General features: G+C 70.6%; 10 protein-coding genes. 4 read left to right on the forward strand and 6 right to left on the reverse strand.

From position 1 onward, the window contains the following. Positions 1-69: 69 nt before the first annotated feature. The 4 genes from IAI58_RS06290 (at position 70) to IAI58_RS06305 (ending at position 5,591) form a co-directional block, all read left to right on the forward strand. Entirely contained in the window at positions 70-1,677 is a 1,608-nt protein-coding gene (locus IAI58_RS06290; RefSeq protein WP_237182159.1) for an ABC transporter substrate-binding protein, read from the forward strand. 80 nt (positions 1,678-1,757) lie between these two features. Beyond that, entirely contained in the window at positions 1,758-2,777 is a 1,020-nt protein-coding gene (locus IAI58_RS06295; RefSeq protein WP_207445077.1) for an ABC transporter permease, read from the forward strand. After that, entirely contained in the window at positions 2,770-3,615 is an 846-nt protein-coding gene (locus IAI58_RS06300) for an ABC transporter permease (RefSeq protein WP_207445076.1), read from the forward strand. Before IAI58_RS06295 ends, IAI58_RS06300 begins: the two co-directional genes overlap by 8 nt. Further along, positions 3,612-5,591: a dipeptide ABC transporter ATP-binding protein gene (locus IAI58_RS06305; protein WP_207445075.1), complete on the forward strand. Its 1,980-nt coding sequence runs from the start codon at positions 3,612-3,614 to the stop codon at positions 5,589-5,591. The genes IAI58_RS06300 and IAI58_RS06305 overlap by 4 nt, the downstream gene beginning before the upstream one ends. 79 nt (positions 5,592-5,670) lie before the next feature. Here IAI58_RS06305 and kce read toward each other — a convergent pair whose 3' ends face one another. The 6 genes from kce to IAI58_RS06335 form a co-directional block, all read right to left on the reverse strand. After that, the gene (kce, locus tag IAI58_RS06310; RefSeq protein ID WP_207445074.1) at positions 5,671-6,609 is read right to left on the reverse strand and encodes a 3,5-dioxohexanoate:acetyl-CoA acetone transferase; all 939 of its coding nucleotides are present in this window, start codon (positions 6,607-6,609) and stop codon (positions 5,671-5,673) included. Between the two features lie 142 nt (positions 6,610-6,751). After that, complete coding sequence (locus tag IAI58_RS06315) at positions 6,752-7,780, reverse strand: MBL fold metallo-hydrolase (protein WP_207445073.1); 1,029 nt, start codon at positions 7,778-7,780, stop codon at positions 6,752-6,754. A 176-nt stretch (positions 7,781-7,956) separates the two neighbouring features. After that, positions 7,957-9,792, reverse strand: a complete 1,836-nt coding sequence (gene mutL, locus IAI58_RS06320) for a DNA mismatch repair endonuclease MutL (protein ID WP_207445072.1) — start codon at positions 9,790-9,792, stop codon at positions 7,957-7,959. An 11-nt stretch (positions 9,793-9,803) separates the two neighbouring features. After that, positions 9,804-11,465 carry a glucose-6-phosphate isomerase gene (gene pgi / locus IAI58_RS06325; protein WP_207445071.1) on the reverse strand — a complete coding sequence of 554 codons (1,662 nt, stop codon included), beginning with the start codon at positions 11,463-11,465 and terminating at the stop codon, positions 9,804-9,806. A gap of 144 nt (positions 11,466-11,609) precedes the next feature. After that, complete coding sequence (locus tag IAI58_RS06330; protein WP_207445070.1) at positions 11,610-12,881, reverse strand: M16 family metallopeptidase; 1,272 nt, start codon at positions 12,879-12,881, stop codon at positions 11,610-11,612. Next, positions 12,878-14,296 carry a M16 family metallopeptidase gene (locus IAI58_RS06335; RefSeq protein ID WP_207445069.1) on the reverse strand — a complete coding sequence of 473 codons (1,419 nt, stop codon included), beginning with the start codon at positions 14,294-14,296 and terminating at the stop codon, positions 12,878-12,880. Before IAI58_RS06335 ends, IAI58_RS06330 begins: the two co-directional genes overlap by 4 nt. Positions 14,297-14,385 lie beyond the last annotated feature (89 nt).

Consider the following 14,385-nt stretch of genomic DNA (forward strand, 5'->3'; position numbering starts at 1 on the left):
GCCGCGAGCAGTGGGGCAGAAACCGCGCATGGATATACGAAGGGCAGTCGCGGTTATGGGTGACTGGCGATGAAACGTCGCGATTTCGCGGGACTGGCGGCGAGCATGGGCCTGACGTCGGCGGCGGCCGGTTTGCCGCTGCGCCGGGTCCAGGCCCAGAGCCGGGCGGAAAGCCTGCGTGTCCTGACCGAGGCCGGGCCCAACAGCTTCGACCCCATCGGCATCGGCGTGAACCGCTATGCCATCGGGGTGCACTGGAACGCCTATGACCGGCTCGTGCGCTTCGGCACGAAGGCGCGGCCGGATGGCACGCTCTACTACGACTATTTCACCATCGAGGGCGAGCTGGCCGAGCGCTTCGAGGTCTCGGAGGAAGGGACAGGCATCACCTTCTTCCTGCGCCCCGACGCCACCTTCCACGACGGCAGCCCCGTCACAGCCGAGGATGTGAAGTGGTCGCTGGACCGGGTGGTGAGCATGCCGATCGGGCGCCCCCAGTTCGCCACAGGCTCCATGACAAGCCCGGACCAGTTCACGGTGATCGACGCGCATACCATCCGCGTCACCACCCCGCGGCCGGACCGCTTCACGCTGCCCAACCTGGCCGCCACCTTTCCCGTCATCTTCAACTCCAGGATGGCTAGGGCGCATGCCACACCCACCGATCCCTGGGCCTCGGACTGGCTGAGGACCCATGTGGCCGGCGGTGGCGCCTTCCGGCTGGAGAACCACCAGCCCGGGCAGAGCGTCATGCTCTCCCGCTTCGATGACTGGAAGAGCGGGCCGCTGCCAGGCTTCCGCCGGGTGCTGTGGCAGGTGGTGCCCAATGCGCAGTCCCGGCGCATCTCGCTGGAGCGTGGCGATGCGGATGTGGCGCAGGACCTGCTGCCGCAGGACGCCGTCTCCATGGCCCAGGAAGGCCAGGTGAAGGTGGTGGGCGCGCCCATGGCCGGTGCCTTCCACTTCATCGGCATGAACAGCCAGAAGCCGCCCTTCGACAAGGTGAAGGTGCGGCAGGCCATCGCCCATGCGCTGCCCTACCGGCAGATGTTCGAGGCGGCGCTGTTCAGGCGTGGCCAGCCCCTCTTCGGCGGCAGGCCGGATGGGGCGGATGGCACGCTCTTCCCGCAGCCGCTGGGCTATGACACCGACCCGGCCAGGGCCAGGGCACTGCTGGCGGAGGCTGGCTTCCCCGATGGCTTCGAGACCAGCTTCAGCTTCGAGTTGTCGCTCGCCACGGTGGCCGAACCGGTTTCCCTGCTGGTGCAGGAGGCGCTGGGCAGGATCGGCATCAAGGTCACGATCGACAAGGTGCCGGGCGGGCAGATGGGCACGCTGCTGGAGAGGAAGGAACTGCCCTTCTTCTACGAAAGCTCGGCCGCCTTCCTCAGCGCGCCGGACTACTTCTTCCGCATTTTCTATCATGGGTCCACGCGCTGGAACTTCGGCAGCTACCATAACGAGGAATTCCGGACGCTGGTCGAGAGGAGCCGCTACGAGACCGACGAGGCCGCCTATGACGCCGATGTCAGGCGCATGATCGCGCTGGCGAAGCAGGATGTTCCCATCATCCTGCTCTGGCAGCCGGCGCTGGATACGGGCATGCAGAAGAATGTGGAGGGGTACAAATACCTGTTCCACCGCATGCTGGACATGCGGACGCTGAAGAGGACCTGAGTGGGAATGGCGGCGAGGTTGCGACGCATGGCACGGCGCGGCGGATGCCCGGGCCGCCGGCTCCGCCAGGGCTGAGAGGGATGGCTTTTCTCCTGCGCCGCCTCCTCGGCATCCCCCCCACGCTGCTGGGAGTCGTCGTCGCCACCTTCCTGCTGACCCGCCTGCTCCCTGGCGATCCCGCCGTGTTCTTCGCCAGCAGCGTCACGGCCGATGCCGCCACCATCGCGGAGGTGCGAGCCAGGCTGGGCCTGGACCTGCCGCTCTGGCAGCAGTTCCTGGTCTATCTGGGACAACTGGCGCGGGGTGACCTGGGGCAGTCCATCAATACCGGTCAGTCCGTGACGGCGGATCTGTTGCAACGCCTGCCGGCTTCGGCCGAACTCACCCTGGCGGCCTTCGCCATCGCCATCCTGGTGGCGCTGCCGCTGGGCATCGCGGCGGCGTTGCGGCCGGGTTCCATCACCGACCATCTCTGCCGGCTGCTGGGCACGGTAGGCGTCTCCCTGCCAAGCTTCATCACGGGCCTGCTGCTGATCTACATCTTCTACTTCCAGACGGGCCTGGCGCCGGAGCCGATCGGGCGGATCGACCCCTTCGCCTTCCCGCCACCCCGCGTCACGGGCTTCCTGCTGATCGACACGCTGCTGGCCGGGGATGCCGGGGGATTCATGGCCGCCGCGAAGCAATTGGTTCTGCCCGCCGTCACCATGGCGCTCTTCGCCCTGGCGCCGCTGGCGCGGATGACGCGCGCGGCCATGCTGGGCGTGCTGGGCAGCCAGTTCATCCGCACCGCCCGCGCCAATGGGCTGCGGCGGCGCAAGATCATCTTCTCCTACGCGCTGCGGAACGCGCTGCTGCCCGTCGTCACCACGCTGGGCATGATCTTTTCCAGCATGCTCGGCGCCAATGTGGTGGTGGAGCGGGTCTTCGCCTGGCCGGGCATCGGCTCCTATGCGCTGGATTCGCTGATGGCGCTGGATTACGCGCCGGTGCAGGGCTTCATGCTGATAATGGCTTTCACCTTCGTCTGCGTGAACCTGCTGGTGGATCTCCTCTATGCCGTGATCGACCCCCGCACCGGGCTGCTGCCCCATGCGTGAGCGGCTGGCGGTCCTGCACTACGTCCTGGCGGAGAACCCGGTGAATCTGGTGGCGCTGCTGATGCTGGCGGTGCTGCTGCTCTGCGCTGCCCTGGGGCCCTGGCTGGTGCCCTACGACCCCATCGCCACCAATACCGCCATGGCTTTGCAGCCGCCCTCGGCACTGCACTGGTTCGGCACGGATCAACTTGGGCGCGACGTCTTCTCCCGCGTAGTGGTGGCGGCACGGCTGGACCTCGCCATCGCCTTCGCGGCGGTGATGCTGTCCATGGCCGTGGGTTCCGTGGCCGGCGCGGCCATGGGCTATTTCCGGGGGCCGCTGGACGCGGTGGGCGGGCGCGTCACCGATGTGCTGATGGCGTTTCCGCTGTTCGTGCTGGCCATGGTCATGGTGGCGGCACTGGGCAATTCAGTCTCCTCCATCGTCTATGCGACGGCGGTCATCAACCTGCCTTTCTACATCCGCCTCGCTCGCGCCGAGGTCAGCATCCGCCGCGCCATGGGCTATGTGGAGGCCGCGCGGGTCGGCGGCTCCAGCCATGCGCGCATCCTGCGCGTCTTCCTGCTGCCGAATATCCTGCCGTCGCTGGTGGTACAGGCCTCGGTCAATCTGGGCTGGGCGGTGCTGAACACGGCGGGACTTTCCTTCATCGGCCTGGGCGTTCGGGCGCCGACGCCGGAATGGGGCATCATGGTGGCCGAGGGCGCGCAGTTCATCGCCTCCGGCCGCTCGTGGATCGCGGCATTTCCGGGGCTGGCGCTGATGCTGGCGGTCTTCTGTTTCAACCTGCTGGGTGACGGGCTGCGCGACGTGGTCGATCCGCAGAGCCGCACATGAGCGTGCCGCTGCTCTCCGTGCAGGAGCTTTCGGTCGAGTTCCGCACCCGCTCCGGTACCGTCCGCGCGCTGGAACATGTCTCCTTCGATCTCCTGCCGGGGGAGATGCTGGGCATCGTGGGGGAGAGCGGCTCGGGCAAATCCGTCACCGCCCTCGCCGTCACGGGCCTTCTGCATGCCGCCGCGCGCATCACCGGCGGTCGGGCGCTCTTCGGCGGGCAGGATCTGCTGCGCCTGGGGCAGGGGGCATTGAACCGCCTGCGCGGGGCGGAGATGTCCATCGTCTTCCAGGACCCGCGCGCGGCGCTGAACCCTATCCGCCCGGTGGGGCAGCAGATCGCCGATGTCATCGCCCGCCACGACCCCGGCCCCGCCGCCGCCATCCGGGAGCGGATGCTGGCCACGCTGCGCCAGATGCGCATCCCCGACCCCGAGCGGCGTGCCGGCGCCTTCCCCTTCGAGCTTTCGGGCGGCATGTGCCAGCGCATCGGCATCGCCATGGCGCTGGCCTGCTCTCCCCGGTTGCTGATCGCCGATGAGCCGACCACGGGGCTCGATGTCACGACGCAGGCCACTATCATGGACCTGTTCCGGGACGCGGTGCGCGCTCGCGGCGCCGGCTCCGTGCTGATCACGCATGATCTCGCGCTGGCCTCGGAATACTGCGACCGGATCCTGGTGATGCATGCCGGGCAGGTGGTGGAGGACGCGCCAGTGGCCGGGCTTTTCGCCCATCCCCGTCATCCCTATACCGTCGGGCTGCTGCGGAGCGTGCCTTCCTCGGTGGAGAGTATCGACGCGCTGATGCCGGTCGGGGGCAGCCCGCCGGACCTGCGGCGCGCTGCCCTGCCGCTTCAGCGAGCGCTGCGAGCGCCGCCAGCCCCTCTGCGATGCCCCCGGCCTGCGCCTGGAAGCCGGTGCGCCCGGCCACCGCGTGGCCTGCCGCCTGCCATGGGAGGCACCGCCGCCGTGAGCGCGCCGGTGCTGGACGCACGGGGGCTCCGCAAAGCTTTTGCCCTTTCCGGCGGGTGGCGCCTCTTCCGCCCGGTGCACCGGCCCCGGATTGTCGCCGTCGATGGCGTGGACCTGACCATCCACCCCGGCGAGGCGGTGGGGCTGGTGGGTGAGTCGGGCTGCGGAAAATCGACGCTCGCGCGGCTCATCAGCCGGCTGATCGAGCCGGATGAGGGTGAGCTGCTGCTGGATGGCCAGCCCATCCACCCTATCCGGCCCGGCGCATTCGCCGCATCGCCGCAGCGGCGGCGCATCCAGATGGTGTTCCAGGATCCGGCGGAAAGCCTGAACCCCCGCTTCAGCGTCTTCGACGCCATCGCCGACCCGGCGAAGCAGTTGCTGCCGGGCGAGGGCCGCGCGACGCTGCGGGCGCGGGTGGAACACGCCGCCGATCAGGTTGGCTTGCCGCGTGAATTATTCCCGCGCTATCCGCATCAGCTTTCCGGCGGGCAGAAGGCGCGCGTCGGCATCGCCCGCGCCATGGTCGTGGAGCCACGCCTGCTGGTGCTGGATGAGCCGACCGGCGCACTGGATGTCTCCGTCCAGGCGGTGGTGCTGAAGCTGCTGGCGCGGCTGCGGCGGCAGGAGGGGGTGGCGCAGCTTTTCGTCAGCCACGACCTGGATGTGGTGCGCCTGCTCTGCGACCGTGTCCTGGTGATGTATCTGGGCAAGGTGGTGGAAAGCGGCCCGGCCGGGCAGATATTTCACGCGCCGCGCCATCCCTATACGCGCGCGCTGCTCTCCGCCATTCCGCGCCTGCCCGGCCAGCCGCGCGGAACGCCCGAGCGGCTGCCGGGCGAGCCGCGCAGCCCGGTGGACCCCGACCCACGCGCCTGCCGTCTGCATGGCCGCTGCCCGCGCGGCACCGATTTCTGCGCCACCCATCCGCCGGAACTGCGCGAGGTCGCGCCCGGCCAGATGGCGCGCTGCCATTTTCCGCTGGAGGCGGATGAGCCCGCGTGAACGGCGGCCATCTCCCGCGTCATCGGCCTGGAGGCAGCGGAAGAAGCGCCGCGCCACGGGTGGCGCGGGGCCCGCTGCCTCAGAAGGCCGTCTGGTCGCCGCCCTTCAGGCCCAGGATCTCCCGCGCTTCGTCCGGTGTCGCGATCTCCATGGAGAGGCTCTCCAGAATGCCGCGGATGATGCGGACCTGCTCGGCATTGCTGGTGGCCAGCCTGCCCTTGCCGGCATAGAGGCTGTCCTCCATGCCCACGCGCACATTGCCGCCCATGGTGGCGGCCATGGTGGCCATGTTCAACTGGTGCCGCCCGCCGGCGAGCACGGACCAGCGGTAGTTCTCGCCGAACAGCTTGTCCGCCGTCTTCTTCATGAAGACCAGATTTTCGGGGTCCACGCCGATGCCTCCCAGCGTGCCCAGGATCAGCTGCACGAACATCGGCATCTTCACCAGCCCCCGGTCCACCATATGGGCGAGGGTGTAGAGATGCCCGACATCGTAGCACTCGAATTCGAAGCGCGTGCCATTGGCGCCGAGCCGGTCGAGGATCGTCTCAATATCCGCGAAGGTGTTGCGGAAGATCGCGCCGCGGCTGGCCTCCAGATGCTCCTCCTCCCAGCCATGCTTCCACTTGCCCTGGTGCCGGGGGATCATGTGGTAGGTGCCGAAGTTCATCGATCCCATGTTGCAGGAGCAGAGTTCCGGCTTTGCCGCCAGCGGCGCGGCCAGCCGGTCCTCGATGCTCATGAGGGTGCTGCCGCCAGTGGTCATGTTCAGCACGGCATTGGTGCGCTGCTTCAGCCCGCGCAGGATCTGGAACCAGGTATCCATGTCGCCGGTCGGCTTCTCGGTCTTCGCGTCGCGCGCATGCAGGTGCAGGATCGCCGCGCCGGCCTCGGCCGCCTCCGCCGCCTGATCGACGATCGCGCTGGGCGTCACCGGCAGATAGGGCGACATGGTCGGCGTATGCGCGCCGCCGGTGATGGCGCAGGTGATGATGACTTTCTCGGACGGTTTCTTCATTCTTCTCACTCCGCATCTTCAAGACCGCCGCAGATGCTCATCACCTGCCGGCGGCCTTCCATGAGACAGCGCGCGACGCGGCCCGCTCCATCTCCTCATAGCGGATTCGCCTGCTGGTGGCAGGGCCGATGAGGACGCGGCCTCAGGCGGGGTTGGCGGGCAGCAGGGCCTCGGGCGTGCGGCGGTAGCGCGGCAGGCCGTCCGCAGAGGCCTCGCGCAGCAGGATGCCGCTTTTCACGAGGCGCGTCAGATGCGCCAGGCCTTCGCCGATGACGAAGCCGGTCTGGCTGTCCTCCGTCACGCGCGGGAAGAGCACGCGTGAGGCCTCGTAGATCGTCATCGGCTCCGTCAGTGCCCGGGTCAGCGTGTCCAGCCGCTCGGCATGATGGGCTTCCAGCGCGGCGATGCGGTCGTGCAGCCCGGTGAAGGGCGCGCCATGGGAAGGCAGCACCAGTGTTTCCGCCGGCAGGTCGCGGAAGGTGGCGAGGCTCCGCAGGAACTCCTCCAGCGGGTCCCCATCCGGCTCCCAGCTCACCACGCCGATATAGGGGGAGATGCGCGGCAGGATCTGGTCGGCGCCGATCAGCACGTCGAGGTCGGGTGAATGGAGGCAGATCATTTCCGGCGCGTGGCCCTGGCCGATCCGCACCTGCCAGGGGCGGCCATCCACCACCAGCGTGTCGCCGGCCGCCAGGCGCTGATGTTGAGGGGGCACAGGCGTCACCTCGGTGCGGTAGAGGGGGCGGCGGCCGGCCAGATGGCGGAAATAGCTCTCCGGGGCGCCGGCCTGGCGGCCGAGTTCCCGCTGCTGCTTGCCCAGCGTCTCACTGTCCTCGGCCAGCAGCATGCGCGTCATCAGGTATTCGGTGCGGCTCATCAGCAAGGGCGCCTGCCAGTGGTCGCACATCCAGCCCGCCAGCCCGACATGGTCGTAGTGGAAATGCGTGACCAGCACACGGGTGATGGGACGTCCATCCAGGGCTTCCGCGAAGATCCTCTGCCAGTCCTGCACCGCTCCCTTCACCTGCGCGCCGGCATCGATGAGCAGCCAGCCCTCGCCATCCCGCAGCAGCCAGCAGTTCACATGGCCGGGCGGGAAGGGCAGCGGCACGCGCACCCAATGCAGGCCAGGCAGGATCTGCGTGGTTTCGCCGGGTTCGGGCTGTTGCATCGTTGAGGCGGCTCCGCTGTGAGGTCGTGATTCCGGCGTAGCCCCTCATCCCCCGCTTGACCATCCACCGGCCCGGCACAACTGCCGCGCGCGCCGGCACAGCCGTGGAGGGCCGGAGCGGCCTCTGTTCGCCCCGGCTCATTGCGGCGGGTATTCTCACCCGGACGGGATCTGTCCTAGCGGCGGCCGAAGAGCTTCTCGAATTCGGCCTTGCCGAAGCGCAGGAAGGTGGGGCGGCCATGGCTGCAGGTGGCGGCGCGGGGCGTGGCCTCCATCTGCCGCAGCAGCGCGGCCATCTCCTCGGGCTTCAGCCGGCGCCCGGCGCGGATGGAGCCATGGCAGGCCATGCGGGCGATGGCTCCATCCAGCCGGCGGTCCAGCGCCGTCGCTTCCTCCCACTCCGCCAGCTCCGCCGCGAGGTCGCGCAGCAGGGGCGCCGGGTCCGGGTTTCCCAGCAGCGCCGGCATGGCCCGCACCAGCAGCGCGCTGCCGCCGAAGCCCTCGATCTCCAGGCCGAGCCGTGCCAGGGCGGGTGCGGCCTCGGTCAGGCGCGCGGCCTCCAGCGCCGGCATCTCCACCACGGCCGGCAGCAGCAGCGGCTGACTCCGTACACGGCCTTCCAGGAACTGGGCGCGCAGTTGCTCATGCATCAGCCGCTCATGCGCCGCGTGCTGGTCCACCAGCACCAGCGCGCCATCCGGAGCCTCGGAGAGGATATAGGTCTCCATCAACTGCGCCAGCGGGCGGCCCAGCGGCTGCTCCTCCGGCGGGGCGGGGGGCGGGGGCGCGGGTTCGGCGGCTTGCGCGGGCTGGGGCGCCGGCAGCCGCAGCCCAGGTTGCCAGGCCCCGGCCCGCGGCGGGCCCGGGCGCCAGCCGGCGACGGTCCATTCCTCCAGCAACCCGCCGCCCGGGCGTGGTGCCGGGGGCATGAAACCATCGGGCTGCGGGGCCTCGGCGAAGCCGGGGGCGTCGGGGGCAGAGGCCTCGGGCAGTTCGGCGGCTCCGGCCGAGGCCGTGGCGGCGGTGCCGGCACCGACGGCCAGCGCCCGCCGCAGGGCGGAGATCAGCGCCCCCCGCACATTGGCGGCGTCGCGGAAGCGCAGCTCCGTCTTCATGGGATGGACATTCACGTCCACCGCCTCGGGCGGCAGGTCCAGGAAGAGGGCGGCGACGGGGTGCCGGCCATTGGCGATCAGGTCGCGATAGGCCACGCGCAGCGCCGCCCGCAGCTGCGGGTCCCGCACCGGGCGGCGGTTGACCACCAGATGCTGCTCGGCCCCCGTGGCGCGGGTATGGGTGGGCAGCGCCGCCAGCCCATCCAGGGCCAGATCGTTCCAGAGGCCGGAGACCGGCACGCAGGCCCGCGCGAAATCCGGCCCCAGCAGGGCCGCGACGCGGCCCGCGCGGTCACTGGCGGCGAGGTTCAGCACCTCCCGTCCCTCGACCTCGGCACGGAAGGCGACCTCGGGCCAGGCCAGGGCCAGCCGGCGCACCGCCTCCACCGCATGGGCGGCCTCGGTGGGCGGGGTCTTCATGAACTTGCGGCGCGCGGGGGTGGCGAAGAACAGGTCCCGCACCTCGATGCGGGTGCCGGGGGCGCCGGAGGCCGGGACCACCTCGCCCCGGCGCCCGGCCTCCACGGCCAGCCGGTGCGCGTCCCCCCCCGCCATGCGGCTGGTGATGGTCACGCGCGCGACAGCGGCGATGGAGGGCAGCGCCTCCCCCCGGAAACCCAGGGTCTTGATGGCGAAGAGGGTAGCCTCGTCCGGCAGCTTGCTGGTGGCGTGCCGCTCCACGGCCAGCAGCAGGTCCCCGGCCGACATGCCGGAGCCGTCATCCTCCACCAGGATGCGGGAGAGGCCGCCGCCCTCCAGCGCCACGAAGATATGGCGGGCGCCGGCATCCAGCGCATTCTCCACCAGTTCCTTCACCGCGGCGGCGGGGCGCTCCACCACCTCGCCGGCCGCGATGCGGTCGGCGGTGGCGGAGGGCAGCAGGCGAATGAGGTTCATGGGCGCGCTGGCTAGAGGTTGAGACCCTGCCAGGCGCGCAGCTGCTGGATCAGCCCGGTGGTGGAGGGGTCATGCGGCCCCACGCGTCCCTCCGGCAGCAGTTCGGGCAGGATGGAGGTGGAGAGTTGCTTGCCCAGCTCGACGCCCCATTGATCGAAGGCATCGATGTCCCAGAGCGCGCCGAGGCAGAAGACCTTGTGCTCGTAGAGCGCGACCAGCTGGCCCAGGGTATGCGCGTCCAGGCGCGGCAGCACCAGCGTGGTGCTGGGCCGGTCGCCGGGGAAGACGCGGTGCGGCAGCAGGCGCTCGATCTCCTCCGGCGCCACGCCGGCCGCGGCCATCTCGGCCCGCACCTCCTCCGCCGCGCGGCCGCGCAGCAGCGCCTCGGACTGCGCCAGCCCATTGGCCAGCAGCAGCCGGTGATTGGCGGCATAGGGATGGCTGGGATTGGCGATCAGCACGAAATCCGCGGGCACGGGCGTGGTGCCCTGGTGCAGCAGCTGCATGAAGGAATGCTGGGCATTGGTCCCGGGCTCACCGAAGAGCACCGGGCCGGTCAGGTGGGACACCGGACGCCCGGCCTTGGTGGTGCGCTTGCCCAGGCTTTCCATCTCCAGCTGCTGCAGATGCGCAGGGAAGCGGGAGAGGCGGTGGTCGTAGGGCAGGATGGCGTGGTTATCGAGGCCCAGGCCATTGACGTGCCAGACCGTGGTCAGCGCCAGCAGCAGCGGCAGGTTGCGCTCGGGCGGCGCGGTCAGGAAATGCTCGTCCATCGCCCGCGCGCCATCCAGCAGGTTCTGGAAATCGTCCCAGCCGCAGCCAAGCGCGATGGAGAGCCCGATGGCCGACCAGAGCGAGAAGCGCCCGCCCACCCAGTCCTTGAAGCCGAAGACGCGATCGGCCGGCACGCCGAACTCGGCCGTCGCCTTCAGGTTGGTGGAGAGCGCCACGAGATGCTGGCGCATCCCCTCGGTCCCCAGGGTCTGCTCCAGCCAGCCGCGCACCAGGCGGGCATTGGCCATGGTCTCGGCCGTGGTGAAGGTCTTGGAGGCGATCAGCACCAGCGTCCGGTGCGGGTCCAGCCGGGGGCGGATCAGTTCCCAGTTATGCGCATCGGCATTGGCCAGGTAGAGCGGCCGCATCGGCGAGGCCTCGTGCCACAGCGCGCGCGAGGCCATGAAGGGGCCGAGATCGGAGCCGCCGATGCCGATATTGACGACATCGGTGAAGACCTCGCCGGTGGCGCCGCGGATCTCGCCGGCATGGACGGCGCGGGTGAAGCGCTCCATGGCCGCGAGCGTTTCCTCCACGCCCTTGCTGGCATCCTCATAGCCGCCATCGGCCGTGCGGGCGCGGAAGCCGGCATTGCCGGGCGCGCGCAGCGCCATGTGCAGCACGGCACGGTGCTCGGTATTGTTCACCAGCTCGCCGGCCGCCATGGCATCCCGCGCCGGGATCACCTGCATCGCCTCGGCCAGCCCCAGCAGGGCGCGCATGGCCGCGTCGTCGATGGAGGTCTTGGAGAGGTCCAGCAGGATGTCGCAGGCCTGCCAGTGGAACTTCCTGAAGCGGTCGGGATCGCGCGAGAACAGGGAGCGGATGGCTGCGGCGCCGGGGCGCTGAGCCAGGGAAATTAGTCGGGTCCAGGCGGCCTCTCGCGCGGTGGGCGTCATCCATCGATCCTGATTGTCTCGCCGCACGGGTGCGGCGAGTGTCGGGCGCAATCCGGCGATTCCAGTTACGCCCTGACAGATGTAGCGGCTCGCCGGCCCGGTTCACAGTCCCCGACGTTACAATCGCTCACGGAACCACGCGCGTCAGACCCCCTCGGGCTGCCCCGCGATGGTGATGGAAAGGCTGCCCGGCACCAGCAGGCGCGCGGCGACCCGCGCCGCCTGATCCCGCGTGATGGCGCGCAGGCGTTCCGGCCGCCTCTCCAGCCAGTCCAGCGGGCGCTTGTTGCGCCGCATGGCCAGCAGCGTGCCGGCGATGCCGCGGCTGTCGGTGAATTGCAGCGGCTGGCTGCCGGTCAGGAAGGAGACGGCATCCTCCATCTCCTGCGCCGTCGGCCCGGTCTCGGCCATGCGCGCCCACTCATCGCGCAGCACCTTCAGCGCCTCGCCCACCCGTGCATTGGCGGTGGCGCCGGAGCCGACCAGCGCGCTGCCGCCGAAGAGCGAGTCGAGCCCGGCATAGATGCCATAGGTCAGCCCGCGTTCTTCCCGCAGCGACTTCATCAGGCGGGAGCTGAAGCCACCGCCGGAGAAGACGCGCAGCACCACCTGCGCCACTTCCCAGTCCGGATCCTGCACGGGGATGCCCTGCTGGCCGAAGATGAGGGTGGATTGCGGTGCCGGCACGGGCACGACCTGGGTGCCGAAGGCGGTGAAGGCTGGCAGGGGAGGCACGGACGGCGGCGTGCCGGCGGGCAGGCTACCGAAGAGTTCCGGCAGCAGCGCCGCCAGCTGCGGCGCCGTGATGGCGCCGCTGGCGGCCACCAGCAGGCCCTCGCGGCGCAACTGGCGCCCCAGCAGGTCCCGCATGGTCCCGACGGTGATGGCGGCGATGCTCTCGGCGGTTCCGCTGGCCGGCCGCCCGGCCGGATGCCCGGGGAAGGCGGCGGCCCAGAAGGCGCGGGAGGCCCGGCCACGCGGCCCTTCCAGGGCCCGCCGCGCGCTGGCGATGGCACGGGCGCGGATGCGGTTCACCGCCTCCTCGTCGAAGCGCGGGGCGGTCATGGCCAGCCGGGCCAGTTCCACCGCGCGCGGCAGCGCCGGCAGCAGGGCCCGCAGGCTGCCGTCGAAGCTGTCGCGGTCGCCGTCGAAGCCCAGGCCGATCGCCTCGTCCCGCGCCGCGTCGGCGAAGGCGAGGGCATCGAGGTCGCCGGCGCCTTCCGTCAGCAGGGAGGAGGCGAGCGAGGCCGCGCCCTCCTGCCCGGCGGGGTCCAGTGCCGCGCCGCCATCCCAGCCCCAGGAGAGGGAGACGACGGGAACGGAATGGTCCTCGGCCAGCCAGGCGGTGCAGCCGGCGGCCTCGACCACCTGGATGGGCATGCTGAAGCCGGTCGCCACGCTGTTGCTGCCGCTCATGCGCCGCCTACTCCTTCCGGTAGCAGCCAGCCGGTCATGCCGGGGCGACCCAGCACGGCGCGGGCCGCCGCCGTCACCTGGTCGCGCGTCACGGCCCGGATGCGGGCGGGCCAGTATTCCACGGCGTCCAGCGGCAGGCCGACGGCCAGGGCGCCACCGAGGATGCGGGGGGCCGCGCCCAGGCTGTCCAGCGCCAGCAGCGCGCCGGCGCTGATCTGGCGGATGGAGCGGGCCACCTCCTCCTCCGTCACGCCCTGGTCGAGCAGGTTGGAGAGCACCGCCTCCAGCGCCGTCTCCAGCTGCCGCGGGGTCGTGCTCCGGGCCGGGCTGATCTGGATCTCGAAATTGCCGATGCCCAGGGAGTCGCCGTCATAGCCGGCGCTGGCGGAGACGGCGATGCCAGTCTGCACCAGCGCCTTGTGCAGGCGGGAACCCTGGCCGCCGCCCAGCAGATGCCCCAGCACCTCCAGCGGATAGGCGAATCGCGGGTCTAGCGGCGGCGCCCCGGTGGAAAGGAGGCTGGGCGCCACCCAGCCGCGCAGGAAGGCGGCTTCCTGCACCTGGGCATCGTGCTGCACCAGCCGGGGCTCCAGCGGCGTGGCGGGGGCGGGGGCGCGGCCTCGGTCGGGCGCCGGGAAGGCGGCGCCGCGGGCGGCGACACCGCCGTATTCCTGTTCCACGACCCTGGCCAACTCGTCGCGGGAGACGGCGCCGGTCACCACCAGCGTCGTATTGCCCGGGCTGTAGCCGCGCCCGAAGAAAGCCGTCAGATCGTCGCGGGAGAAGGATGCGATCTCATCCGGCCAGCCGATCAGCGGGCGGCCGCGCCAGTGCTGGCGGCCCCAGAAGGTGGCGTCATAAGCCTCGCGGAAGCGGCCGCGCGGGGTGCTCTCCACCCGCTGCCGACGCTCCTCCAGCACCACCAGCCGCTCCGCCTCCAGCTCATCCTGCGGGAAGAGGGGGGCGGCCATGCGGTCCGCTTCCATCATCGCCACCAGCGGCAGGCGGGAGGCCTCGACATGCTGGTGATAGGCGGTGACGTCGCGGCTGGTGAAGGCATTGTCCTGCCCGCCTTCCTGCGCCACGCGGCGGGAGAAGGCGCCGGAGGGCACGCGGGCGCTGCCCTTGAACATCATATGCTCAAGGAAATGCGCCAGGCCGGACTTGCCGGCCGGGTCATCCCCGGCGCCCACGCCGTAGAAGGCGTAATGGGCCACCACGGGCGCGCGCCGGTTCTCGGCATGCACTACGGTCAGCCCATTGGGCAATTGCCAGAGGGAGGCGCCGAAGAGCGGCTTCTCTCCTGGTGGTGGCGTGAAGGAAGGCGCGGTCTGGGCCTCTGCGGGCGGCAGCAGACTGAGCGCAGGGATGGCGGCGGCGGCGGCCAGCGCCGCGCGGCGGGTGATGGGGGCCATGTCGCCTTCCCATGTTGCGCTTCCGGCGCCGGAAGCAAGCCCCGGGGCGACCTCCTCCGGCGCCGGATCAGCCATGCTGTCCGGCGGGA

Source organism: Roseomonas marmotae (assembly GCF_017654485.1).
Lineage (GTDB): Bacteria > Pseudomonadota > Alphaproteobacteria > Acetobacterales > Acetobacteraceae > Pseudoroseomonas > Pseudoroseomonas marmotae.

Coding starts and splice junctions, on each gene's coding strand:
- pgi (WP_207445071.1), bottom strand. CDS start 11,465: ATGACGCCCACCGCGCGAGAGGCCGCCTGGACCCGACTAATTTCCCTG.
- IAI58_RS06305 (WP_207445075.1), top strand. CDS start 3,612: ATGAGCGTGCCGCTGCTCTCCGTGCAGGAGCTTTCGGTCGAGTTCCGC.
- mutL (WP_207445072.1), bottom strand. CDS start 9,792: ATGAACCTCATTCGCCTGCTGCCCTCCGCCACCGCCGACCGCATCGCG.
- IAI58_RS06300 (WP_207445076.1), top strand. CDS start 2,770: ATGCGTGAGCGGCTGGCGGTCCTGCACTACGTCCTGGCGGAGAACCCG.
- IAI58_RS06330 (WP_207445070.1), bottom strand. CDS start 12,881: ATGAGCGGCAGCAACAGCGTGGCGACCGGCTTCAGCATGCCCATCCAG.
- IAI58_RS06290 (WP_237182159.1), top strand. CDS start 70: ATGAAACGTCGCGATTTCGCGGGACTGGCGGCGAGCATGGGCCTGACG.
- IAI58_RS06295 (WP_207445077.1), top strand. CDS start 1,758: ATGGCTTTTCTCCTGCGCCGCCTCCTCGGCATCCCCCCCACGCTGCTG.
- kce (WP_207445074.1), bottom strand. CDS start 6,609: ATGAAGAAACCGTCCGAGAAAGTCATCATCACCTGCGCCATCACCGGC.
- IAI58_RS06315 (WP_207445073.1), bottom strand. CDS start 7,780: ATGCAACAGCCCGAACCCGGCGAAACCACGCAGATCCTGCCTGGCCTG.
- IAI58_RS06335 (WP_207445069.1), bottom strand. CDS start 14,296: ATGGCCCCCATCACCCGCCGCGCGGCGCTGGCCGCCGCCGCCGCCATC.